General features: G+C 40.6%; 24 protein-coding genes and 1 pseudogene. 18 read left to right on the top strand and 7 right to left on the bottom strand.

The features are described from left to right. Positions 1-94: 94 nt before the first annotated feature. A complete protein-coding gene (locus ACLFKQ_RS13740) occupies positions 95-727 on the bottom strand; it encodes a DUF4383 domain-containing protein (protein WP_449000383.1) in 633 nt (210 codons plus the stop codon). Between the two features lie 401 nt (positions 728-1,128). Here ACLFKQ_RS13740 and ACLFKQ_RS13735 point away from each other — a divergent pair, with 401 nt between their 5' ends. Further along, entirely contained in the window at positions 1,129-2,205 is a 1,077-nt protein-coding gene (locus ACLFKQ_RS13735; RefSeq protein WP_449000382.1) for a class I SAM-dependent methyltransferase, read from the top strand. Here the strand turns inward: ACLFKQ_RS13735 and ACLFKQ_RS13730 are convergent. After that, on the bottom strand, positions 2,202-2,651 hold the full coding sequence (locus ACLFKQ_RS13730; protein WP_449000381.1) for a cupin domain-containing protein: 450 nt from the start codon (positions 2,649-2,651) through the stop codon (positions 2,202-2,204). The two genes, ACLFKQ_RS13735 and ACLFKQ_RS13730, sit on opposite strands and share 4 nt — an antisense overlap. Positions 2,652-2,714: 63 nt before the next feature. On the opposite strand from ACLFKQ_RS13730, the gene ACLFKQ_RS13725 reads away from it, so the two are divergent. From ACLFKQ_RS13725 to ACLFKQ_RS13715, 3 genes are all read left to right on the top strand, one after another. After that, entirely contained in the window at positions 2,715-3,938 is a 1,224-nt protein-coding gene (locus tag ACLFKQ_RS13725) for an NAD(P)-dependent oxidoreductase (protein WP_449000380.1), read from the top strand. 78 nt (positions 3,939-4,016) lie between these two features. Continuing rightward, positions 4,017-4,481 carry a hypothetical protein gene (locus ACLFKQ_RS13720; RefSeq protein ID WP_449000379.1) on the top strand — a complete coding sequence of 155 codons (465 nt, stop codon included), beginning with the start codon at positions 4,017-4,019 and terminating at the stop codon, positions 4,479-4,481. Between the two features lie 240 nt (positions 4,482-4,721). Next, on the top strand, positions 4,722-5,294 hold the full coding sequence (locus ACLFKQ_RS13715) for a DUF924 family protein (RefSeq protein ID WP_449000378.1): 573 nt from the start codon (positions 4,722-4,724) through the stop codon (positions 5,292-5,294). A 19-nt stretch (positions 5,295-5,313) separates the two neighbouring features. Here the strand turns inward: ACLFKQ_RS13715 and ACLFKQ_RS13710 are convergent, their stop codons facing one another. Together ACLFKQ_RS13710 and ACLFKQ_RS13705 are read right to left on the bottom strand one after the other, a co-directional pair. Beyond that, the gene (locus tag ACLFKQ_RS13710) at positions 5,314-5,745 is read right to left on the bottom strand and encodes a GFA family protein (RefSeq protein ID WP_449000377.1); all 432 of its coding nucleotides are present in this window, start codon (positions 5,743-5,745) and stop codon (positions 5,314-5,316) included. 308 nt (positions 5,746-6,053) lie between these two features. Beyond that, on the bottom strand, positions 6,054-6,746 hold the full coding sequence (locus ACLFKQ_RS13705; RefSeq protein WP_449000376.1) for an urease accessory protein UreF: 693 nt from the start codon (positions 6,744-6,746) through the stop codon (positions 6,054-6,056). A 369-nt stretch (positions 6,747-7,115) separates the two neighbouring features. Here ACLFKQ_RS13705 and ACLFKQ_RS13700 point away from each other — a divergent pair, with 369 nt between their 5' ends. The 5 genes from ACLFKQ_RS13700 to rfbB all read left to right on the top strand — a co-directional run bounded on the left by ACLFKQ_RS13700 (position 7,116) and on the right by rfbB (position 14,469). Continuing rightward, on the top strand, positions 7,116-10,322 hold the full coding sequence (locus ACLFKQ_RS13700; protein ID WP_449000375.1) for an alpha-mannosidase: 3,207 nt from the start codon (positions 7,116-7,118) through the stop codon (positions 10,320-10,322). 358 nt (positions 10,323-10,680) lie between these two features. After that, complete coding sequence (gene rfbC, locus ACLFKQ_RS13695) at positions 10,681-11,226, top strand: dTDP-4-dehydrorhamnose 3,5-epimerase (protein ID WP_449000374.1); 546 nt, start codon at positions 10,681-10,683, stop codon at positions 11,224-11,226. Next, entirely contained in the window at positions 11,223-12,104 is an 882-nt protein-coding gene (gene rfbD / locus ACLFKQ_RS13690; protein ID WP_449000373.1) for a dTDP-4-dehydrorhamnose reductase, read from the top strand. The genes rfbC and rfbD overlap by 4 nt, the downstream gene beginning before the upstream one ends. 10 nt (positions 12,105-12,114) lie before the next feature. Continuing rightward, on the top strand, positions 12,115-13,188 hold the full coding sequence (locus tag ACLFKQ_RS13685) for a glucose-1-phosphate thymidylyltransferase (RefSeq protein ID WP_449000372.1): 1,074 nt from the start codon (positions 12,115-12,117) through the stop codon (positions 13,186-13,188). 186 nt (positions 13,189-13,374) lie between these two features. Next, positions 13,375-14,469 (top strand): dTDP-glucose 4,6-dehydratase, encoded by a 1,095-nt coding sequence (rfbB, locus tag ACLFKQ_RS13680; RefSeq protein WP_449000371.1) that lies wholly within the window; start codon positions 13,375-13,377, stop codon positions 14,467-14,469. Positions 14,470-14,482: 13 nt separating this feature from the next. Here rfbB and ACLFKQ_RS13675 read toward each other — a convergent pair whose 3' ends face one another. Next, positions 14,483-15,226 (bottom strand): hypothetical protein, encoded by a 744-nt coding sequence (locus ACLFKQ_RS13675; RefSeq protein ID WP_449000370.1) that lies wholly within the window; start codon positions 15,224-15,226, stop codon positions 14,483-14,485. Between the two features lie 124 nt (positions 15,227-15,350). On the opposite strand from ACLFKQ_RS13675, the gene ACLFKQ_RS13670 reads away from it, so the two are divergent. Further along, a complete protein-coding gene (locus tag ACLFKQ_RS13670) occupies positions 15,351-16,109 on the top strand; it encodes an ABC transporter ATP-binding protein (RefSeq protein ID WP_449000369.1) in 759 nt (252 codons plus the stop codon). Between the two features lie 13 nt (positions 16,110-16,122). Here the strand turns inward: ACLFKQ_RS13670 and ACLFKQ_RS13665 are convergent, their stop codons facing one another. After that, on the bottom strand, positions 16,123-16,896 hold the full coding sequence (locus tag ACLFKQ_RS13665; RefSeq protein ID WP_449001032.1) for a response regulator transcription factor: 774 nt from the start codon (positions 16,894-16,896) through the stop codon (positions 16,123-16,125). A 307-nt stretch (positions 16,897-17,203) separates the two neighbouring features. Between ACLFKQ_RS13665 and ACLFKQ_RS13660 the strand changes: the two genes are divergently transcribed. Continuing rightward, a complete protein-coding gene (locus ACLFKQ_RS13660) occupies positions 17,204-17,452 on the top strand; it encodes a DUF6761 family protein (protein ID WP_449001031.1) in 249 nt (82 codons plus the stop codon). Between the two features lie 141 nt (positions 17,453-17,593). Here the strand turns inward: ACLFKQ_RS13660 and grxD are convergent, their stop codons facing one another. Beyond that, positions 17,594-17,917, bottom strand: a complete 324-nt coding sequence (gene grxD / locus ACLFKQ_RS13655; protein WP_449000368.1) for a Grx4 family monothiol glutaredoxin — start codon at positions 17,915-17,917, stop codon at positions 17,594-17,596. 172 nt (positions 17,918-18,089) lie between these two features. On the opposite strand from grxD, the pseudogene ACLFKQ_RS13650 reads away from it, so the two are divergent. The 7 genes and pseudogenes from ACLFKQ_RS13650 to ACLFKQ_RS13620 form a co-directional block, all read left to right on the top strand. Continuing rightward, positions 18,090-18,374: pseudogene (locus ACLFKQ_RS13650) on the top strand (DDE-type integrase/transposase/recombinase); the annotation flags it as partial. A gap of 567 nt (positions 18,375-18,941) precedes the next feature. Then, positions 18,942-19,259, top strand: a complete 318-nt coding sequence (locus tag ACLFKQ_RS13645) for a slr1957 family protein (protein WP_449000367.1) — start codon at positions 18,942-18,944, stop codon at positions 19,257-19,259. A gap of 73 nt (positions 19,260-19,332) precedes the next feature. Beyond that, complete coding sequence (ccmS, locus tag ACLFKQ_RS13640; RefSeq protein ID WP_449000366.1) at positions 19,333-19,761, top strand: beta-carboxysome assembly chaperone CcmS; 429 nt, start codon at positions 19,333-19,335, stop codon at positions 19,759-19,761. A gap of 297 nt (positions 19,762-20,058) precedes the next feature. Further along, a complete protein-coding gene (gene hemC / locus ACLFKQ_RS13635) occupies positions 20,059-21,024 on the top strand; it encodes a hydroxymethylbilane synthase (protein WP_449000365.1) in 966 nt (321 codons plus the stop codon). A 193-nt stretch (positions 21,025-21,217) separates the two neighbouring features. Continuing rightward, positions 21,218-21,553 carry a hypothetical protein gene (locus tag ACLFKQ_RS13630; protein ID WP_449000364.1) on the top strand — a complete coding sequence of 112 codons (336 nt, stop codon included), beginning with the start codon at positions 21,218-21,220 and terminating at the stop codon, positions 21,551-21,553. A gap of 128 nt (positions 21,554-21,681) precedes the next feature. Continuing rightward, entirely contained in the window at positions 21,682-22,212 is a 531-nt protein-coding gene (locus ACLFKQ_RS13625) for a DUF2518 family protein (RefSeq protein ID WP_449000363.1), read from the top strand. Between the two features lie 3 nt (positions 22,213-22,215). After that, positions 22,216-23,376 (top strand): iron-containing alcohol dehydrogenase, encoded by a 1,161-nt coding sequence (locus ACLFKQ_RS13620; RefSeq protein ID WP_449000362.1) that lies wholly within the window; start codon positions 22,216-22,218, stop codon positions 23,374-23,376. The last annotated feature ends 220 nt before the right edge of the window (positions 23,377-23,596 follow it).

The raw sequence follows: 23,596 nt of genomic DNA, 5'->3' as shown, positions 1-23,596 counted from the left end.
TTACTCTATAAGGCAACCTTGCTCCTCAATCGGTCGCTAGATTTTACATCCAGCGCTGCGATTGAGCGTTGCTCAAAACTCCTCTACCGCAATATTAGTAGTTTGGTATTATTGGTTTGGCAGTAATAAAACCAAAGTAAGCAGCGATCGCTGCTGTCGGTGCGTTTAACCAGACATTGCCACCAAAAATCGGCATCAAACTAAAGAAAGTTCTAGCCGACGGCAATAAGCCCATAACTGCTATTAAAGCGTAACTAATAGCAAAACCACGATTATACAATCGCGCTCCACCTTCTGTAGAAGCAGCAGCAATGCCAAACATTCCCACAGTTAGGTGAACTAAGTTGTGCAATAAATTAGTGGGGAACAAACCAAAGAGAAAACCAAATCCTTGGGAGTAAATTGTACTAGCATCCAAAGGAACGTAAGTATCGTAGTTTTCTGTGGGTATGGTAACTAGGCTGGGAATGAAGCCTGCAATACCAATAGTTAAAAAGAAAATTCCTAAAGCTAAAGCACATTTACGTTGCATGGTTAATACCTCAATTTTGCCAATGTTGGAAGTAGATCTTTTAGTTAGGGAAGTAGATTTAGATCGGCTATAGAAAGTGATCGCCTCAGCCACCGCCCGTAATACCAGCATTGTTTGATAATTAACGATAGGATTGCCGTTGTTTTTATCTGTACTGATAAAAGTTTGGCGATCGCTGGGTGAATTTACTATCAATACTCAATTACCGTCTTTATCTTTTGCCTAGCTTTTTTTTACTAAATTTCATGCTGCTTAGGTAGATGTTTTTCTGTTATCAGAAGCGGTATTGTATGCTGTCACGAACAGTCACTGTACCTGCTGAGGTAACATTTTGCTAGCCTCTGCTGGTAAATCTTCTAATTGCCGATCGACCATAACTAATGTCTTCAATTTTTTTGTTGATATTAAGATCGAAGCAAAAGTAGAACGAAGAAAAAATCATTCTATGGAAATAATTGAATGACAAAACTTCATATTTACTCGGCTGAATGACGTACACATCAATTACACTAGTATTTGCTTTGAGTGACAAAGACAATTAATTGATTTTTATTTACCTCGAACATAAATTGATAGATAAAGATTCAAGGTCAATAATGAATACAAGAACATTAAAACCAAAAGATCCAGTAGCGATCGCCTCGGAATTACTGGAAATTCTCAATCAAGGTGCATTATCCTTAATGATTTCTCTCGGTCATCGTACTCAACTTTTTGACATTATGGGTAATCTGCCTCCTGCTACTAGTGACAGCATTGCCTCGGCTGCGGGATTAAATGAGCGTTATGTCAGGGAATGGTTAGGGGCAATGGTAATGGGAGAGATCATTGCATATAACCCCGACGATCGCACTTATCAATTACCGCCCGAATATGCTGCCTTTCTCACTCGCCAAGCAACACCGAATAATCTTGCTGTCACTATGCAGTTTATTCCTGTATTGGCACGAGTCGAAGATGAAATTATCAATTGTTTTCAACAGGGAGGAGGACTACCTTATACCGCTTATCCCAGATTTCATCAAGTGATGGCAGAAGATAGTGGTCAAAATGTAGTAGCGGTTTTAGATGAGGCAATTTTACCCCTAGTCTCGGGTTTAAACGAAAAATTGACCGCCGGAATTAAGGTATTAGACGTGGGATGTGGTGGCGGACGTGCCTTAAGTACGATGGCACGGCTTTTCCCCCGCAGTCAGTTTATCGGCATAGATTTTGCCGAAGATGCGATCGCTTTGGCGAAAACTCATACTCAAGAATTGGGATTAAATAATATTACATTTGAAGCACAAGATGCAGCCCAACTCAATTTTCAACAACCCTTCGATTTAATTACTGCGTTTGACGCTATTCACGATCTGGCTCAACCAGATCGGGTACTCCATAATATTTATCAAAATTTAGCTCGTGAAGGGGTCTTTCTAATGCAGGATATTCGTGCTTCTCGTGATGTGCATCAAAACTTAGACCATTCAGCAAGAACCTTTCTTTATACTGTTTCTTGTTTGCATTGTACTTCTGTTTCTTTAGCCAATGATGGAGCAGGATTGGGGACAGTTTGGGGAGAAGAAACCGCTTTAGAAATGCTCGAAGAAGCAGGATTTAACGATATTTCCGTCCAACAACTTCCCCATGACCCCATCAATAATTTTTACCTTGCCTACAAGTCTTCTTAAATATTAAATTCTGTATGATTTTTATCTCGATCTGATTGAATGCTATAGGGCACCACATTCTCTTGCTCGTTGGGATCGTTACGAGCTACTATAGCTCGTGCTGGTTGAGTTTGACTTAGATTAATTGCGGTATGGGGCACCCCTGGTGGAATAAACAAAAAGTCTCCTGTCTGACTAATACACGATTTTTCTAATGCTTTGCCGTATCGTGTTTCAACCTGCCCTTCCAGCACGTAAATGCCGGTTTCAAAACCTTGATGAAAATGTGGAGCGGCAGTAGCACCAGGTGAAATGACTACTAAGTGCATCGATAAACCTTTAGTACCTGCTGTTTGCCCCGAAATACCTACAAAATAGGAAAGTTTTTGGCGTGTCATTACCTCAGTGTCAGGGCGGATAGCGATCGGCTCTGCATCGTTGAGTGGCTGATGGCTTGATGTGGTCATCGATCTTATGTCTGAGTTTCAAACAGTTCTCTTATCTCATTTTAGTTCGGTATTATATTAATTATGAAAGTAGTAATCGTCAGAGAAGGCAAAATCGAGAGCGATAATCGAGTGCCATTAACACCGAAACAATGCCGGTATTTACTAGATAATTATCGAGATGTAGAGATCCTCGTGCAGCCCAGTCAAGAACGAAGCTTTAGCGATTCTGAGTATCTAAGTCAAGGTATCCCAGTAACCGAAAATCTTGAGATGTGCGAACTGTTGTTAGGTGTCAAAGAAGTTCCCATAAACTTGTTACTGCCGAATAAAACCTACCTCTTTTTCTCTCATACGATAAAAAAACAACCTTATAATCGGGAACTATTACGTTCAATTTTGCAACGAAGAATTCGCTTGATTGATTATGAATGTTTACTTAATGAATACGGCAAACGAGTAATTGGTTTTGGACGCTGGGCAGGTATTGTTGGTGCTCACAATGCTCTTCTGACTTGGGGGCGACGTTCGGGAGAATTTTTACTCAAACCCATGCATCAATGTCATGACTGGGCAGAAGCTCAAACTTATTATCAGAATTTACCTCTTTCTAATATCAAGCTGGTAGTCACTGGAGAAGGTAGAGTTGCATCGGGAGCGACCGAAGTATTGGACTTGATGAACATCAAACGGGTTTCACCTCAAGCATTTGTCTCACAAAACTTTAGCGAAGCAGTTTATACACAACTAACAGTTAAAGACATGTATCGTAAGGAAGGAGAAGCTTCTTTCGATGAGACTGATTATTATCGATATCCCGAACAGTATGAGTCAATTTTTGAATGTTACATACACACTGCGGATATAATGCTTAATGGTATCTATTGGGATCGACGTATTCCAGTCTTTTTTACCAAAGAGGACATGAAGCGCAAGGATTTCACGATTCAGGTTATTGCCGATGTTACCTGCGATCTTGCCCCAGATTCCTCGATTCCTTCGACAATTAGAGCTTCTTCTATTGACGAGCCGATTTATGGTTATGACCCAGTATTAGAACGAGAAACTGAGCCATTTAAAGAGCATTGCATTGATATCATGGCAGTAGACAATCTTCCCAATGAATTACCAAGAGATGCTTCGGAAGATTTTGGCAATCAATTAATCTCAATAGTATGGCCAGAATTAATTCAAGCCGATAGCCAAACGATCTATGAAGCGACGATCGCTCTTGATGGTGATTTAAATAAACCATATGAATATTTGAGAGATTATGTAAGTCCACAAAACTCTAAAAAGGATAAATAAAAATATTGAGATACATTTGACGAAGCTTTAATTTCTGCATTTTTAATTTGTGCCTTTAACAAAACAAGTGTACCCTAAATGTCAATCGATAAACTTGAAAAATGTCCGTTAAATGAAACCTGTAAAAAAAGCCAAGATCGTTTTTATGGAAAGCTAAAAGGAATCAAAAGTTGCAGCAACTATTTTAACTGTAAACTACTTGCTGCCGCTTGGAGATTACCAATTCAAAGACGATACAACAAATACGGTCAATACTGGGAAGTTGATGTTACACCTATTGTTTGTCAATGGCGTAGCGCTGGCTATGGGCAACTAGGAGAAATTGACCGTCCTCATTGCCCAGTAAAATTTTACAGTAAATCACATCTTGAAATTGGTTGTTGGCTCTACCATCATTTACCGTGTCCTACAGCTTTAGATTTAGTAGCAAGAGAACATTTGGGTATAGACGAAATCGTAGCAATGGAAATTAAACAGGCTTATCAACAAAGAGGATTCTTTCAAGCACTACCTTTGGAAGAGAAAGGAAAAAGTTCTACCTAGACTTAGATAATGAGCTAAATAACTGACAATTGCGTTTCTCGCATTGGCTTGTAATTGCCTAACCCAACTCGAACTGGCAAAAATGAATTAATGTTTATAATAGCAATCATCCATGCCGCGATTGGCTTTGCCAGTACGTGGAGTGTAATCACGCATCATTTAAATTAATCTTTGAGAGGTAAAAGAAAATTATGTCAGTAAAAAATCTTCATAATCTTGTCATCTTCCGAGTAAAAAATTATGGAATATCAAAAAGTATTAGATTTTTGGTTTAGTAAACCAGAAGATCTAAATTATGGAAAAGCCCTTAAATTTTGGTTTGTCAAAAATGATGAATTGGATCTAAAAATCAAATCTCAATTTCAACACCTATACGAGCGAGCAGCAGCAGGGGAATTGCATTACTGGCAACAACAACCTTTAAGCTGTTTGGCATTAATTATTGTTTTAGACCAATTCCCTCGCAATATGTTTCGGGGTTCACCTCGAGCTTTTGCTACCGATGAGCGAGCTAAATCTCATGCTCAATATGCAATTACACATCAATTCGATCTTCAATTAATTCCCGTACAACGTTGGTTTATTTATCTTCCCTTCGAACATAGTGAAAATTTAGAAGACCAAGAAACATCGCTCAAACTATTTAATAGTTTACCAGCTCACCCCGATCGTAAAAGTGCTATTGATTATGCTTATCGTCATTGGAAAATCATTCAAAGATTTGGTAGATCTCCCCATCGCAATCAAATATTAGGAAGAACGAACACTCCAGAGGAAACAGAATTTTTACAACAAGCCGATTCTAAATTTTGAGTTCATGAGGCTCGATTGTTTACTTCGATGAATCTGATGCAAACTGCGCGAATATTTCTTCCCCAGTCATGTTCTTGGTTTCATTAGCAAAAGAATAGTATTTGGGTTTTTCGTCGATAAAAACCTGATGCTCTAAAACAAGTCCTTCATCACTGTCAAAAATCCCTGCTGGTATGTAGTATTGATTGTTTTGTTTGAACCGATAAAACAAATGGCTACCACACTGCTTACAGAATCCACGTTCTGCCCATTCTGAAGACTGGTAGATCCCGATATTTTCTTCATCTTCGAAACTAACATCACTACTACACTCAACTGCTAATAAAGCTCCTCCACCCCATTTGCGACACATGTTACAGTGACAAGCTGCAACGTGAGGATTCATGCTGCTGGTAGAAAGACTTACTGCACCGCAGAGGCAACTACCTTTGGCAATACTTAATTCAGACATCTTCTTCTCTCCTTCAATAAGTGCTCGATTAATTATGCTGAGATTGTTATACCGCATAGGAAGTTAGATAACTGACAGTTAGCAATAAAGATTTAAGACTCGTAACTAACTACCGATAACTGATTACCGGTAATAATGTTTATAACTCATGCTGCGATTGGCTTTACCAGTACGCGGAGCGTATTAGCTCTTGTTCTCCGAGAGTTTTGACTACGTTTTCCAATCACACTAATTTTTTTTAAAAAACAATTATCTTGAAATCAATTAATTTTCCAGGTAATTTCTCTATGAGACTTCTCAGACAACCTCTAACTGGCAAACACTCTCGTTCTTAATTTGTAGTGCTGCATTTGAGCTAGATCGATTTGGGGAGTACAAGAACTCATCTCAGCTAAAGTTAACGAGCTTGCCTGAAGATACACCCGCTCGATCTCTAGTGCTAGTGAAGATAAGATTTGCTGTGCTCGAATATGTCCGATCGCGCCTAAGCGAATAGCCGCACCTAGTATACCAGTGGTAAAACCGTGTAAAAAAGCGATCGCTGCTTCTGATTCGGTCAAACCTACTACTCTACTGACTACGGCAAAAACTATTGGATGCAAACAATGAATCTGTTTGTTAGCTGTGTATTGTTTGAGAGTTTCTAGTCGAAGGTCGTGCCAAGTCGAATTAGAAACCATCAGTAAAGCACGTCCGCTTTTGATTTGAGCTTCGCGGCTAGATTTGATGAGAGTTCTGGTAAATAATTCTCTATCTGCCGTTTTTACAGCTTCAAAATCGCGATCACAACTGCCTTTGTAAGCATGAATTAGAGCGACCAAGTCGCAAGTTCCAATTTTGTCGCGTAATAGTAGGTTTAAAAATGTTTCGATCTCATCTGCCGAGTTGACTAACTCGCTTCGTACTAAAGTTTCTAAGCCGTGAGAAAGAGTATATGAGCCAGAAGGAAAAAAAGAATCTGATAGTTGCATTAAAGCTAACTGACGGGCGATCGCATTCATAAATCAAAGTTAAGTTTTTACTCGATTGGACTTAAACGGGCTTAAGGGTTAGTAGTTAGTAGATAGTAGCAAAGTCTGAAACTGTCTTGATATTTATCATCAAGAGGATAATTTCTCTATTATCCAGATGAAACGACGACTTTATATACAAATGAAAATTATGGTCATTTGCGAAGCAAGCCGTTTGAGTTTTTAGAGGTTAAACATAACAATAGCAATTTCGTTTCTATGTATGTTAGGGATCGCCTAAAAATTTCGACATCAAAACAATTTTTGGTCTATTATCATTAGCTAACGCTATGAACTGCCTATAGATCGATAAATTAACACTGAATAAGTTGATTTTTTACCATTACCTTATTAATAACTGTGACTGAAACTGTAATTGTTAGGATCAAAAAAGCGATCGCGTTACTACGCCAGTTAGTCAAATTAGAACTACAGCATCATTGGTATTATCTTCCCGAAACAGAAATAGATCGCAACTTAGGCCAACTGAATTTAGATAACTGCCAACCTGCATTACTCAACCAACGAGGCTACATTATTTTTCCCCAAGGTAGACAAGTCAGATGGTTGGGTCAAAAAATTATCGTTCCCGCGACCTTACAAAGGTACCCGCTATCGGGCTTGAGTTTAAGACTAGTACTTACTTGGTGGGCAGAGGTTGCCCAAATATTTGTTAACGGCGAGTTGGTACAACAGGGAGATTTATTTGACTCTTCCGCTCGCATTTTGCTTACTGACAATGCTAAACTCAATAATCAATATAAGATCGCCATTCGTTTGCTTACTCCCCATCATGACATCGGCGCTTTGATGCGATCGCATTTAATTTACGAACGAGATAATAGTATCGATCCTGGTTTAGTCGCAGATGAACTTGCCGTGTTACTCAAATACACGGTTGAGTTCGAACCAGATAATCTACACTTATTAGCAACGGAGATCGATAAGTTTAACTGGAACAATATTGCAGATGCTGACAGGTTCGATCACGATTTAGATAATTTGCGACAGCGACTATTACCTTTGACCGAAAATATTAAACAACGCTGTTTTAACTTACTCGGTCACGCTCACTTAGATATGGCTTGGCTGTGGACTACTGCCGAAACCTATGAAGTGGCGCAGCGTACTTTTAATTCTGTCCTTAGCTTACAACAAAGTTATCCCCAGCTTACTTTCGGACACACTACTCCTGCCTTATACGAGTGGATCGAACATCATCGACCCGAATTATTTACTGCTATTCGAGATGCAGTAAACCGAGGCTGCTGGGAGATATTAGGGGGAATGTGGGTCGAACCAGAAGTCAATTTAGTTAGCGGCGAGTCTTTAATTAGACAATTACTTTACGGTCAAAAATACTTTAAGGAAAAGTTTGGCAATATTACTAAAGTTGCTTGGCTACCCGATAGCTTTGGCTTTACTTGGCAACTACCCCAAATTTTTCAGCAAAGCAGTATTGAATATTTTGTTACGGGCAAACTGCACTGGAATGATACTAATAAGTTTCCTTTGGGATGTTTTTGGTGGGTGTCTCCCGACGGGACGAGGTTGCTAACGCTGATGTCGCCGCCGAATATTACAGGGGTGATGGATACCAACCCTCTAACTATGACTGACTATGCTGTTGACTGGGAAACCCAAACTGGTTTGCAGGATATCTTATGGTTACCTGGAGTCGGCGATCATGGGGGAGGACCGACTAAAGATATGCTAGAGGTAGGGGCAAAATGGGATCGGTCGCCGTTTTTTCCCGAAATTAAATTTACTACTGCTAGAGAATATTTGGAGAAAGTTAGAAACGAAAATGATAAGCTTCCCGTTTGGCAAGATGAGCTGTACTTAGAACTGCATCGCGGTTGCTATACCACTCATGCAGACCAAAAAAGATTTAATCGTTACTGTGAAACTTTATTATATGAGGCGGAGTTGTGGGCAACTTTGGCTAATTTGGTAAATTCCAACGGGTTCGTAAGCCAGACACTATTTCCTATTATGTATAATACAGTTGGTACACATTCCTGTCAAGGGTGGCAGCAGCAAATTGAAATCGCTTGGAAAAAAGTCTTATTCAACCAATTTCACGATATCTTACCAGGTACATCTATCCCCGAAGTTTTTAGCGAAGCGAACCAGGACTGGGAGAAGGCGATAGCAATTGGTGAGAATATTCTTTCAATAGCCTTAAAAGCGATCGCCTCTTATATCGATTTACCCGCACCACCCCACCTCGAAGCTAAAGCGATCGTAATTTTTAATTCCCTCAACTGGCAGCGATCCGAGGTTGTGGAATTAGAAACCGCAAACAATTACGAGGTGTACGATTTAGAAGGCAAAAGAGTGCGAGCGCAATTGATTAGGGATAACAAATTATTATTTCTTGCCGAAGATATTCCTTCAGTTGGTTATCGTCTTTTTTGGCTATTAGAAGATAATAAGGTGTTAAAAGACAAGGAAGATAATGACTCGGAATATATTTTAGAAAATGAATATTTAACTGTAACTGTTAATTCTCAATCTGGTGATTTAGATAGTGTTTTCGATCGAGCCAACCAACGAGAAATACTAAGTGGTGCGGGAAATAAATTACAAGCTTTTGTAGACAAAGGTCAATATTGGGATGCCTGGAATATCGCTCCCGACTACGAACTTTATCCTTTACCGGACACAAAGTTAAGTGCGATTCAATGGTTAGAAAGAGGAGAATTGCAGCAGCGTATTCGAGTAGTGAAAACTTTGGGTAGCTCACAATTTATTCAAGATTATATCTTACAAATAAACTCGCCAATTTTGAAAATAGCTAATAGCGTTGACTGGCAAGAAACCAACGTCGTCGTCAAAACAGCTTTTCCTTTAAATCTCAAAAGCGACTTGTTTACTCGAGAAATTGCCTGTGGTGCAATCGCCAATTCTACTAAACCCGAAACAGAATTAGATTTAGATAAAGCTAAATGGGAAGTTGCTGCCTTGAAGTGGGTAGACTTGACGGATAATAGTGGCGAATATGGAGTGAGTTTGCTCAATGATTGCAAACACGGTCATGATTTTCAATCCGATCGAATACGCTTAACTTTATTGCGTTCTCCCTTATGGCCCGATCCTACTTGCGATAAGCCTTCGGCATGTGGCAGTACCAATCGTAGCAAACATCAATTTACTTATGCTATCTATCCCCACCAAAAAGTCTGGCGAGCGGCAAAAACCGTACAAAAAAGTTACGAACTAAATATACCTTTGCAAAAAGTATTTATAGATAATAGTAAGCAAATAGCTATCTCAAACAAACAACAATTATCTGTGACGAAAAGTTTTCTAAAACTATCAGCAGAAAATTTGATTTTAATGGCATTAAAGCCTAGTGAAGAAAATAATAAAGAAACAATAATACGATTTTATGAGTGTTGTGGTCAAACAGCAAAATTTTCTCTACAAAACGAGCTTGACTTAAATTTTGACTGTCGAACTAATAATTTAGAAGAAGCGATCGACAATAACGACAAGAAACAAGACAGTACAATTCAGCCTTGGCAAATAACGACTTTTAAAAGTAAAACAATAAAAGAATAAGTTAGGCATTAGTGAAGTCGTATGATTATGAAATGACCGAGTTTGACATAGCAAGATAGAGAAAAATTTTTCTTCAGCTCGCAAGCATTAAATGCCATATCGAGCTATTCATCTAGTTGCAACGTTCACTCTTGGATTTATTGTTTACTAACAACGGTCGCCGATTCTACTTCTCGATCGATTCCAAACCAGTTAATCATTAGCGTTTGCACCAAACCTTAACCGTAGGAATTAGTTTACTCAATCGGTCGCTAGATTTTATATCCAGCGCTGCGATTGAGCGTTGCTCAATTAACCAATAATTTTCCCTATCGATATACAATTCATAGCCGTAATAAAAAATCCTTCGATTAACTCGATGAATATCATTAAAACTAATATTCCCGAAGCTTTGATTATCGAACCGCGAGTATTTGGCGACGATCGCGGCTTCTTTATGGAGAGTTTTAACCAAAAGACTTTTGAAGAACAAACTGGAGTTAAAGCCCGGTTCGTTCAAGATAACCATTCGCGATCGGCTAAAAACGTCCTCCGGGGTTTGCACTATCAGATCGAGCAGACTCAGGGAAAATTAGTCAGAGTGGTAGCAGGAGCAATCTTTGATGTAGCAGTAGATATCAGAAAAAGCTCTCCTACTTTCGGACAGTGGACTGGTTGTCTGTTAACTGCAGAAAACAAACGACAAATTTGGGTTCCAGAAGGATTTGCACACGGGTTTGTCGTACTGTCGGATACGGCAGATTGTCTTTACAAAACCACCGATTATTATGCACCCCAACACGAACGAGCTATACTATGGAACGATCCCGAAATCGGAATCGACTGGCAGATTGAAGAAAAACCGCTACTATCGGCAAAGGATAAAGCTGCTCAACCTCTAAACCAAGCTGAGGTATTTGCATGAGTAAAATTTTACTAACGGGAATTACGGGTCAAGTCGGTGCTGAATTACAGCAGACTTTAACTACATTGGGAGAAGTAATCGGGGTCGATCGCGCTAGTTTGGATTTAACTATACCAGAACAAATTGAAGCAGCAATTGCCACGATTAAACCAGATATTATCCTTAACGCAGCAGCCTACACGACAGTAGATAAATCGGAAACCGAAACCGAACTGGCAATGGCAATTAACGCCAGCGCACCCAAGATAATGGCAGCAGCTGCAGAAAAAATTGGCGCCAAGATGGTGCATATTTCTACCGACTATGTGTTTGACGGCAAAAATTATACTCCCTATACTGAGACAGACCCTACCAACCCTTTGGGAACCTATGGTAAATCGAAACTGTTAGGGGAAATTGGCGTAAGGGAAAATTGCGATCGCCACATTATTTTGCGTACCGCTTGGGTATATGGTTCTCGCGGACATGGTAACTTCGTCAAAACCATGTTAAAACTGGGGTCAACCAGAGAAGAAATAAGGGTAGTTGCCGACCAAATTGGCAGTCCTACTTGGTCGTACGATATTGCTAAGACTATTGCCTCATTATTAACCAAAATAACGGTTATTCCAGGGGAAATCTATCACTATAGCAATAGTGGTGTGGCTAGCTGGTACGATCTGGCTGTGGCTGTCTTTAGCGAAGCCAAAGAATTGGGGTTTCCGTTAAAAATCCAGCGAGTCGTGCCAATTACTACTGCAGAATATCCCACCCCCGCAAAGCGACCTGCCTACTCCGTACTCTCTAAAACCAAAATAACTCAAACACTAGGAGTATATCCCCCTCATTGGCAAGAGTCTCTCCGACAAATGTTAACTCAGTTGTATTCATTAAGATAGCGAAATTAAGATGAAAGCACTCATTCTTTCCGGCGGTAAAGGCACTCGGTTACGTCCTCTTACTTATACCGGTGCCAAACAACTGGTTCCGGTAGCTAATAAACCCATTCTCTGGTATGGCATTGAATCGATTGTTGCAGCGGGAATTACCGACATCGGTATTATTATCAGTCCGGAAACGGGAGAAGAAGTCAAAGCAAAAACCGGCAATGGCGATCGCTTTGGAGCTAAGATTAGCTATATTTTGCAGGATCGACCTTTGGGACTGGCACACGCGGTCAGGGTCGCTCAACCGTTTTTGGCAGATTCCCCTTTCGTAATGTATTTAGGTGACAATTTAGTTGAAAGTCAGCTAGACTTATTTCTCGATAAATTTAAATCTCAGCAATTAGATGCTCTGACCTTATTATGTGCGGTGGAAAATCCTACAGCCTTTGGCGTGGCAAAAGTAGACGGACAGGGCAAAGTATTACAGCTAATTGAAAAACCCCAAAATCCCCCTTCTAATTTGGCACTAGTAGGAGTATATTTATTTTCTGCTGCCATTCATCGGGCGATCGCTCATATTCAGCCTTCAGCTAGAGGAGAACTAGAAATTACCGATGCCATTCAATATTTAATCGACCGTCAGCAAAACGTACAGTCTTTTCAACTAAAGGGGTGGTGGTTGGATACGGGTAAAAAAGACGATCTTCTCGCCGCCAATCAAGTTATTCTCGATAGCTGTCTGGAAATGGCTATTGAAGGAGAAATCGATGCCGCTAGTAAAGTAAGTGGCAGAGTACATATCGGCTCTGGAACGCGCATTATTAATAGTACTATTAGAGGACCCGTAAATATTGGCAATAACTGTCAGATTGAAAACTGTTTTATCGGTCCCTATAGCAGTATTGCCGACGATACTACCTTAGTTGATGTCGATATCGAACACAGTGTAATCCTCAAAGGAGCAAAAGTAATCGGTATTCAGCAGCGGATTGTCGATAGTCTGATTGGGGAAAGAGCGCAATTGAAAACCGCACCCCAAAGACCTAAAGCGATGCGGTTTATGATTGGTGACGATTCCCAGATCGAACTTATTTAGTTATTTAGAACGGGTAATAGGCAAGAAAAAGTATGTAACTGAAAATGGTGCAGTTTGCTCTAACAAAGCAATCTGAAAAACTTTTACTGCATTTTTATTAGTTGTGAATATACTTGATTCTCGGCAGTTGGGAATTCAGCCACAGATTAGTAACTACTCACTCCCGAAAGAGAAGGAAAAAAAATTGTGACTAGCACTAGAGAAACAGTAAAAAAAAGACAACCCCGTAAAATATTAATCACGGGAGGAGCGGGTTTTATCGGCTCTAACTTCGTCCATCACTGGTGTAATAACTATCGTGAAGACCGCGTGATAGTTTTAGATGCTCTGACCTATGCGGGAAATCGTCACAATCTCGATATTCTAGAAGAGCGAACTAATTTTAGATTTGTCCGAGGAGATATTTGCGATCGCGCCCTAGTCGAGGAATTGCTCGCTACAGAAGATATCGATACGGTAGCGCATTTGGCTGCCGAATCCCATGTCGATCGCTCGATTCTAGGTCCTGGAGCATTCGTGCAAACCAACGTCGTGGGAACTTTTACTTTACTCGAAGCCTTTCGCCAACACTGGTTGCAAAGAAACCAACCTCAGAGCGATTGCTTTTTGCACGTCTCTACTGACGAAGTATACGGTAGTCTCGGTGAAGCAGACCCTCCCTTTACCGAAACTACACCCTATGCTCCCAACAGTCCCTATTCGGCTTCTAAAGCAGGCAGCGATCATCTAGCTCGTGCCTACTATCATACCTACCGAATGCCCGTCATCGTTACCAACTGCTCGAATAATTACGGTCCCTACCATTTCCCCGAAAAGCTGATTCCATTGATATGCATTAACATTTTGCTCGGTAAACCCCTACCAGTTTATGGCGACGGGCAAAATATTCGCGACTGGCTTTATGTTGCCGACCACTGTCGCGCCTTAGACGTGGTCATTCATCGCGGTTCGCCGGGAGAAACCTATAATATTGGCGGTAACAACGAAGTTGAAAATATCGATTTAGTACGCCAAATTTGTCAGTTAATGGACGAACTCGCCCCAGATTTACCAGTACGTCCTGCCGAAAAATTAATTACCTTTGTCAAAGATCGCCCAGGACACGATCGCCGTTATGCGATCGATGCCAATAAAATTAAAACTGAATTGGGTTGGAGTCCCGAAGAAACGGTTGCAGGGGGTTTGCGCCATACGGTTAAATGGTATCTCGAACATCAACACTGGTGGCAGCCCCTGCTTTCTGAAGAATATCAGCATTACTACCAACAGGTTTATTCCTGAAGAGAATCCCTAGTTATTTCAAAATGAAAGTACACAGTGGAATAACGCTGCGATTGCTCAAAACAGCAAAGAGATTCAGTTTGGCTGGAGAAGTAATACCGGCAACTGTAAGTGAAAATTCAAAACCACTGCGAGCAGCTTGAGGAATATCTGGGTACTGTTGCGTAATGCCCGGGCTGGGAAGGTTGGCTGGAACTTCTAGTATGGTTTGCTCTCGATAAGAAATTTTTACTAGCTCGACGGCACTTTTTTTGCCCAACACCCAACCCCGAAAGATTATCGAACCTGCTGTCGATCTAGTTTTAGGTTGGGGAGAGGTAATTCCGAATCCCCAAAACGTATTAAACTCTTGCTTGGGTAGAGTCTTTTCGATCTCCAAGACTTCCACGGGAGTGTTCAGCTGTTGCAGCCAATCTTGAGATACAGCTAATTCCGAAGAAGCTTGTTGAAGTTGGGTTTGTAATCGTTTTAGTTGCTGCTCGGAGTTTAGCAACTGTTGCTGGCAGTTACTATATTCATCCTGAATTTTCTTCAGTCGAACTTGAGTTTCTACTAGCTCTATTTGAAAACCTCGGTTAATTTGCTCTTGAGCCTTGGATTGAGCTAATTCTTTATGAGCTTGCTGTAGCCGATCTTGCAAACTTTCTACTTGTAATTCGGTTTGTCGTAGCTTAGCTTTAGCCAATCTTGCCTGTTCTCTATATCGATCTAGAACCCCTCCAGATAGCCAATTAGAAAGTTTTGACAGCCAACTCAAATCTTTACTCCCTCAGGATTTTAGTAAATGCAACTCGATTTTATCTCAAACAACGAGCGATTCACAGGCTTGTCATAGTCTCCTGCCTCGCGTCATGATTGACAAGAGTAGGGAATAATTAACCATGAGCGAGCGGGTTTCTAATTCAATTTTGCGGCTAGAGGCAGTCGATTTGAAGGCTTCTTTTGGTTCGGCATTTTTATTACAAAATATTTCGTTAGCGGTCGAGCCAGGAGAGAAAATTGCGGTTGCCGGTGTTTCTGGGGCAGGTAAAACCTCTCTGCTGCGGCTATTAAATCGCCTCAGCAGCCCGAGTTCGGGAGCAATTTATTTTGAAGACACGCCATTGAACCAAATTTCTCCAATTCGCTTGCGCCAACAAATCGTGCTGATTCCTCAAGAACCCAAATTATTGCAAATGAACGTTAGAGAAACTCTCATTTATCCTCTAAAACTACAAAAATTACCATTAGCCATCATCCAGCAGCGATTAGATTTTTGGCAACATCGCTTGCGCCTACCCGAAGAATGGTTAGAAAGGAATGAACTGCAGCTTTCTCAAGGACAGAAACAGTTGGTTGCAACCGCTCGGGCTTTAATGATGCAGCCCAAAATTCTATTGTTAGACGAACCGACATCAGCATTAGACCTCGGTTTGGCAAATTATGTATTAGATGTTCTCAATGAATTAAATCGCAACCAGGGTACGACTATATTAATGGTCAATCACCAATTAGAATTAATTCAAAATTTTTGTGATCGCATACTTTATCTGGCGACGGGATATTTAGCGACAGACACCACAGCTACTGCCGATGCTTGGTCGAGATTACAGCAGCAAATTTTACAGACACAAGCGCGAGCTACTGAAGAATGGCGTTAGTTGATGCTTTCAGCTAATTTAAGGAAACTCGAGCCAAGCTAGGACTTTTATTCTTGGTACTTCTGGAGTTATCTAGCTCTAGAGACCGGGTCATTTTACCGTTAATAATGTTGGGATTTAAACGATAGCCAACATTACGCACGGTTTGAATTAAGTCGGGTTGACGGGGATTGAATTCGATTTTTTTGCGTAGTGAGAGAACGTGAGTGTCAATCGTTCGAGGATTGTCAATTGCATCGGGCCAAGCGCGACGCAACAGTTCCGAACGGCTCAAAGGATTACCTTCTGCTTGTGCTAACACGTATAGCAAGCTAAACTCTTGAGGAGTCAGTTCGATAAAGTTCCCTCTAACCTGAACGCGACGCTGTACTAGATCGATTTTTAGATCTTGATAATCTAAATAGAGGGGAGTAGAACTAGCGCGCAACCTTCTAATCAAAGCTTCAACTCTTGCCAAGAATTCTTGCATTCCAAAGGGTTTAGTCAGATAGTCGTCTGCACCAGCTTTTAATCCAGCTACGATATCTTGTTCGGTATCTCTTGCGGATAAGAGCAAAATTAAGGTTTTTTGTTGTCGGTGTAACCAACGACAAAGCTCCAAGCCATCCCCATCGGGCAAGTTAGAATCTATAATCGCTAAGGTAGGCTGATATCGATTGAAAACATCTATTCCCTGTTGAAAACTCGCAGACTGTTTGACCGTATAGCCAGACTGCTGTAAATGCCAGCCTAACAGAGAGCGTAGGTGAGGATTACCCTCAACTATAGAAATATATACCGTGCCCACCATAGCTTCTTTGGTAATGTAAAAAACTTAACTACAAAACTATCAAAGCTAATGTCAATGTTTTGTAACACTCGTTACGAAGATTTTTGCGGAACGAAAATTATACCAAAGTCAGTGTCAATACTAGGTGGAGAGATTGATAAAATAGAGTATATATTAAAACATAATTAAATCTGAACTATATGATAACTAAAAACTCAAAGTTGACAGTCCTAATATGACGGGCTTCTGACAACTTTACTTTCCTAATACCTACCTATTACTGTCCAACAAAACCAACAAAACTGCAGCCGAGAGTATCAAAATGATTCTTCACGATAGCCAAACAATACGCCACTATCAGAAACTTACAGACTCTATGGTCGATCTCTGGAGCAGACGCTACAGCTTTGAAGAAATTAGACTATTTATGAATGGTTATATTTCTTGTCTGCGACATACCAATACTATCGAACCGTATCACATTCATCGTTTAGAAGAAAAAGCGTTAAAGTTTTTGCGGGATCCTTCTAATTTCGAATTATCTTCATCTCAAACCGAACGCGATTTATATTAATTAAACGGTTACGTGCCGTCTCCGTCTTTTTGTCTCGTGTGCATTTTCTCACCTATCGCACCGCTAAGGCAGAGTAGTCTGTAAATCTAAGCTCGCTTAAAGTCCCAGGTCTTAGACTAGCTAAGACCTGGGACTATTAGTTTACGAAGCTAAGGCCACTTCTACCATCTGCTGCAATTCACCACTTTGATACAGTTCGATCGCAATATCGGAACCACCGACAAACTCGCCGTTGATATAGATTTGTGGAATTGTCGGCCAGTTGGAATATTCTTTGATTCCCTGGCGTATTTCAGGGTTGTCTAAGACATCAACGGTTTCGTAGGGAACGCCCAAAGAGTTAAGCATTTGCACTACGTTATTGGAAAATCCACATTGAGGCATTAGCTTGGAGCCCTTCATAAACACCATAATTTTATTGTCGTTGACTAGCTTATCGATTTTCGCTTTCAATTCAGGTGTCATAGTTGGTACCTATTTATGTAAGTTTGTTTCACAAAAAGTGAGTTTAATCTCGACTAAAGATCTTTGCCGATCTTATTTTAGAAAATTTAACACCGTTGCCGAACTCGTAATGATAATTTACTAATCGATGGAAACTGTCAGTACTGAGATCTTAGATTGTGGTATAAGAGAGCCCTTTAATTATGTCCAAGTGCCTAGCGATATTCTCTTTCAGATTTTGCTGTGCCCCATCCGCTACAAGTTAAGCTAGCCAGATGTAGCTGAGTTCTTGTTGATGAGAGGTTTTGAGTTCACCCACGAAGCGATGCGAGATTGGGAGGAACGCTTCGCTGCGATTTTTCGAGATGAATTAAGGACAAAAGGTCGCGGTAAGATTGGCGAGGTCTGGTTCGTAGACGAGACTTACATTCAGGTCAAAGGCAAATGGTGCTATCTCTACCGAGGAATCGATGCTGAGTAAGGCGAGACTTAGAGGGGGCTCAAGCTTATTTCGAGCCGGCGACACCGATAGCCGACCTCTGAGCAGAGGCAACAATTTCGAGAACGGGTCGATGAGGTACGTTTCTTGCTTCAAGCAGCTTAAGGAAAAAGAGTCAGGAACAAGTCTGTTCAGAGAACATGAGCAGATTTTATAAAGTCAATCCTGACACTTTCCTTCGGCTTAGTTTAACTCAACGCCTATATTCTTAGTCCAGTTTTTATTATTTTGAGTATTTATACTTAAATTTTCTGCTGAATAGATTACTTCGTCTTAATTATAATGTTGCCAGAAATAGAGAAATAAAAAGGAAAATTTAAGATTTAGAACAATCTTACTTACTTAGTAACATAGATAAATTATAGATTTAGAATAATAAATTAACATCGGCTAAATTAAATAAAGCTTTATTAAGTAAAATTCCCTAGAGATTCAAAAGCAAAAATGACTTTGCTAGATTATTTACACGCTCGATTAGTTAAATCGAGCTCTTTTAATATTATTTATTTATCAAAAATTTACATTTTTTTTACTCGTTTGAAAAATATGAAACACTTTCATGATGAATGGCTTCAAGAGTGGTGCGATAATAATGGCTGGACGGAGCTATTTACAGAACGCCACAACCATTACTGGGCTTTTCCTCCTAATGGCGTAATGCCAGAACCCATTCCCTCTAAAGTTTTAATAACCATTAAAAAGGAAAAAGGGTTTAGCAAGGCGGAGAAGCGCTGGACGACTATTGCAATAATTATTAGCCTCGTTGCCTTGGTAGCAAGTTATGCTACTGCGTGTCCCTTGCCGATTATGCTGGCATTCTGTTTCGATGCAGTGGTTTTCGCCTTGATGGAGTGCGAAGTATGAGTTGTCGAGTAAGTGTTTAAACCTGGTAAAATGACAAAATGATAGATCGCCAATAACATCAATATAATTTAATATGATTGGATTCGGTAAAAATCGACCAGAAGTAGCCCAACAAAAGTGGCGATCGCAATTGGATCGTTTTGTCAAAGAAAACGAAAACTATTTGACGGCTTTAGTCTGGGGACTGCAGCAAGAATGGCAGAACTCAAATCATATTCTCGGGATCGATCTCAAACCCCAACCTCACTTTGTAACTTGTACTAAAGAAGATATCGAACGTTTAAATCACGATACCAACGGGCAAATACAAGAAATCCTAGGTATCATTGACGGCTATCAACCAGAAACTGAAGTTTTAATTATAGCGATCGGTGAAGGACAAATTAAATTAATTCATTATCAACCAGCTATCGAACCACCTGCTCGTTCTACAGAAGTAGCAGAAGATCTAGATTTTTTAATTGAAAAATTGGAAGCAATTTTAGCTGAAATGATTAATTAACCTTACCGACGTTGCTTACGCTCTCTCGTGGGAACTTCAATAGCCCTGGGTTATCGTCAAATAAGCTAAGCTGGAAATAACCTACATTCATTTCCAAGCAATAGCTTACAGACTAGACTCGAACCTTCAGCCATGGCTAAAATATGTCCTAAGGTAATGGTAATTGTTGCCACGAACAAATTTTTGTAATCTAGAAGAGCGACGAAGCGATATACTACCAACAAAAATTTACTTATATCAATTGAGAACTGCGATACCCTAGATCGAGTCCCTATAATCTTTAATAAATTATTTTTGATGACCTTCGTTGATACTTCTACACGTACTATTCGGATCGTAACTCGCAAAAGTCAACTCGCCTTAGTGCAAACTTACTGGGTAAAAGCCAAATTGGAAAAAAACTTTCCCGATATCGACTTTGAAGTTGAAAAAATTAGCACCAAGGGAGATAAAATTCTCGATGTCGCTCTTGCCAAAATTGGTGATAAGGGTTTATTTACTAAAGAACTAGAAGAGGGAATGCTCCGAAGAGATACCGATTTTGCGGTTCATTCTCTCAAAGATTTACCGACTAATTTACCGAAGGGACTGATGCTCGGTTGCGTTACCCAAAGAGTAGATCCTGCCGATGCTTTAGTAGTTAATGCCAAATTTCAAGACAAGCAACTAGATACTTTACCTGAAGGAGCAGTTATTGGTACTTCTTCCCTAAGAAGATTGGCACAGTTGCGACACTACTATCCTCACTTAGAATTTAAAGATATTCGCGGTAACGTTAATACTCGTTTGGCAAAATTAGATGCAGGAGAATACGACGGAATTATTCTAGCAGTTGCGGGATTGCAAAGATTGCAGATGAGCGATCGCATCCATCAGGTTATTCCTGGCGAGATTTCTCTCCATGCAGTCGGACAAGGAGCCTTGGGCATAGAATGTCGAGCAGGAGATACAGAAATCTTAGAAATCTTAAAAGTTTTAGAAGATCCCGATAGTCGCGATCGCACCTATGCCGAACGTTCTTTTCTAAGAGAATTAGAAGGAGGTTGTCAAGTTCCCATTGGCGTTAACACTAATATTGAAGGAGATAATCTAACCCTGGTGGGTATGGTAGCTAGTTTGGATGGCAAACAGTTAATTAAGGACAGTGTAAGTGGCAATAGAGCCAATGCCGAACAACTCGGTCAAGATTTAGCCAACCGCTTACGGGAACGGGGAGCTGGAGAAATACTGGCAGAAATCTTCTCTCAGCTAGAACTGAGTTAGGTTATACCAGTCTCACTCGATTTGAGATGTCGTTGGAAAAGTAATTGGCAACTGACAAAATTTTGTCTCCGAGTTTATTTGGAGTCGCCATACAAGTTTGAATATATGGCTTTTGGCAGTTGCAGAATTTTGGAATAATGATTTACAGTTCAACTACTACAATTAACTGTCAAACTAGAATTATTAATCGATTATGTACCTCAAACAAATAACTTTTCCCTTAATTTTAGGCTTATCTCTTCTGTTTGGAGCTTGCCAGGAACCAGCAGAGTCTCCAGAAAATGAAACTCCTGAAAGCCAAATACAAGATAATGGTGAAGATGCGGGTAACGCTATAGAGGACGCTGGTGAAGAGGCAGGCGATGCTTTAGAAGATGCTGGTGAAGAAACGGGTGATGCTCTAGAAGACGCAGAAAGTTTTACAGAAGAAAGACTTGATGATGCGGGGAATGCAGTTGAAGAAGGTATCGGCGAAGCCGGCAGTGCTCTAGAGGATGCGGGGAATACCGTTGAAGAGGCAACAAATTAGCAATGATGGATGGTTTTCTTCGTCTTCTTTCGTGAGAACGCAAAATATTAGTACAATTTGTGACCAGGAGTAAGCTCTGCTTTTCTTAAAATCAGCTATAGTCGAAGATTTTATTTTGCCTATTACCAATGACAATACCAACTAATATTTTTACCTACGCGCAGTGGTCGGGAATTTTCACGATTATCTGTTTTATCGCTACGATCGCAGCTTTTATCTTTGGCTGGAACTTCCGGTTTCGCTTGGTTGGTGTTACTGCTTTTACCACCTTGTTAACCGTAGGTATATTTACCTTGGGCTTGAGTTTATTTCCCCATACTGAAATACCAGGTGCAGTACGTTATACTTTAGTTTACGACAATGGTTCTAACCTAGCGGTAATTGCCGTACCGCCAGAGATAGAAAAATCTGCGATCGAACCTACTCTTCGTCAAGCGGCAGAAGACCTCTATTCCTATGGTCGAACTCCTACTAATGGCAACGATCGCTTTTTAATTAAAATTAGAACTATTATGCATCCAGACTCAGGAGTTTCACTTCCTTTATATCTAGGAGCAGCGGAACGTTCCCTTGTGGTCAGAAATGACGATAATATACAAATAGAAACATTTGATCGCAATATAGCTCAACTACCTGAAACGAGCGGAAATCTAGAATAATCTATGAGCCAAAAATCCGTCAAACTATCTCAGTCTGCAACCAAATTTGCCCCTTTAGCCATTGCTCCTGCCAGAGTATTGAGAGGAGAAACTTGTTTGGTAAATTCGGGAGCCGAAATCGCTCGATATGGCGCTCGCCCTCTAGTTATCGGCGGCGAGCGCACGTTAGATGTAGTTAGAGCTTATCTGCAACCAGTTTTTGCCCGACAACAGCTTAATTGGACTGATGCGAGTTACAGTCCCGATTGTGCGGAGGCTTCCCTGGTGAGGTTGAAAGCGGCAGTTGCCGAACATCGAGCCGATTTTATCGTAGGCGTAGGGGGCGGAAAAGCTTTAGATACGGCGAAACTACTCGCCCACCAGTGTGGCTTACCTATAATTACCATCCCAACATCGGGGGCTACTTGTGCCGCTTGGACGGCTCTATCAAATATTTATTCTCCGCAGGGAACATTTCAATACGATGTAACTCTAGAACACTGTCCCAATTTATTAATCCTCGACTATGGTTTGGTTCGCAGCGCACCCCAACGAACTTTAGTCGCAGGAATTGGTGATGCGATCGCTAAATGGTATGAAGCCTCAGTTAGTAGCGGGAGTTCTTCGGCGACACTCATCATCTCTGCAGTACAGCAAGCTAGAGTTCTCCGCGATATCCTCTGGCAAAAATCTGCAACAGCATTAGAAAATCCTCAGAGTGATGAATGGCGAGAAGTTGTCGATGCCACGGTGTTACTGGCAGGAGCCATTGGAGGTATTGGAGGGGCAGATTGTCGAACTGTTGCCGCTCATGCCGTTCACAATGGACTAACTCATCTTCCAGAAACTCATCAGGCTCTGCATGGAGAAAAAGTTGCTTACGGAATTTTAGTCCAGTTGCGTCTAGAAGAAATGGTACAGGGAAACCAATTAGCCACTTCTTCTCGAAACCAGCTACTACAGTTTTATACTCAAATTGGTTTACCTAAAACTCTAGACAATCTAGGACTGGCAGATATTAGCCTGTCGCAGTTACGCCATGCTGCTGAGATTGCTTGCAATCCTCAATCCGACATTCATCGTTTACCTTTTCGGGTTTGTCCAGAACAGTTGATGGCAGCAATGGTTTCTACTACAGTTAATAACTTTCGCTCCTCGGAAGGTAAAGTTACCGGTCAATCTTAATCTTGCAAAGCCAAGGCGATCGGTAATCTTACAGACAATAAAAAAATCTATAGCTTTGTTAGGAGAAAGGCAACTATTTGTTTACAGTTGCCATATAACTATTTACTTCAATAAGTAACTCCTGCTAAATGAACAGCCAATAAATTGCAGAATTGCTTCAGTATCTAATCTGAAGGGGTGACAAGGGAGCTAGAAAGATTGCTGGATAATAAACATAGCT

This window comes from Myxosarcina sp. GI1(2024) (genome assembly GCF_053543375.1).
The sequence above is the reverse complement of the archived record's forward strand: the minus strand, read 5'-3'. Positions and strand labels throughout refer to the sequence as shown.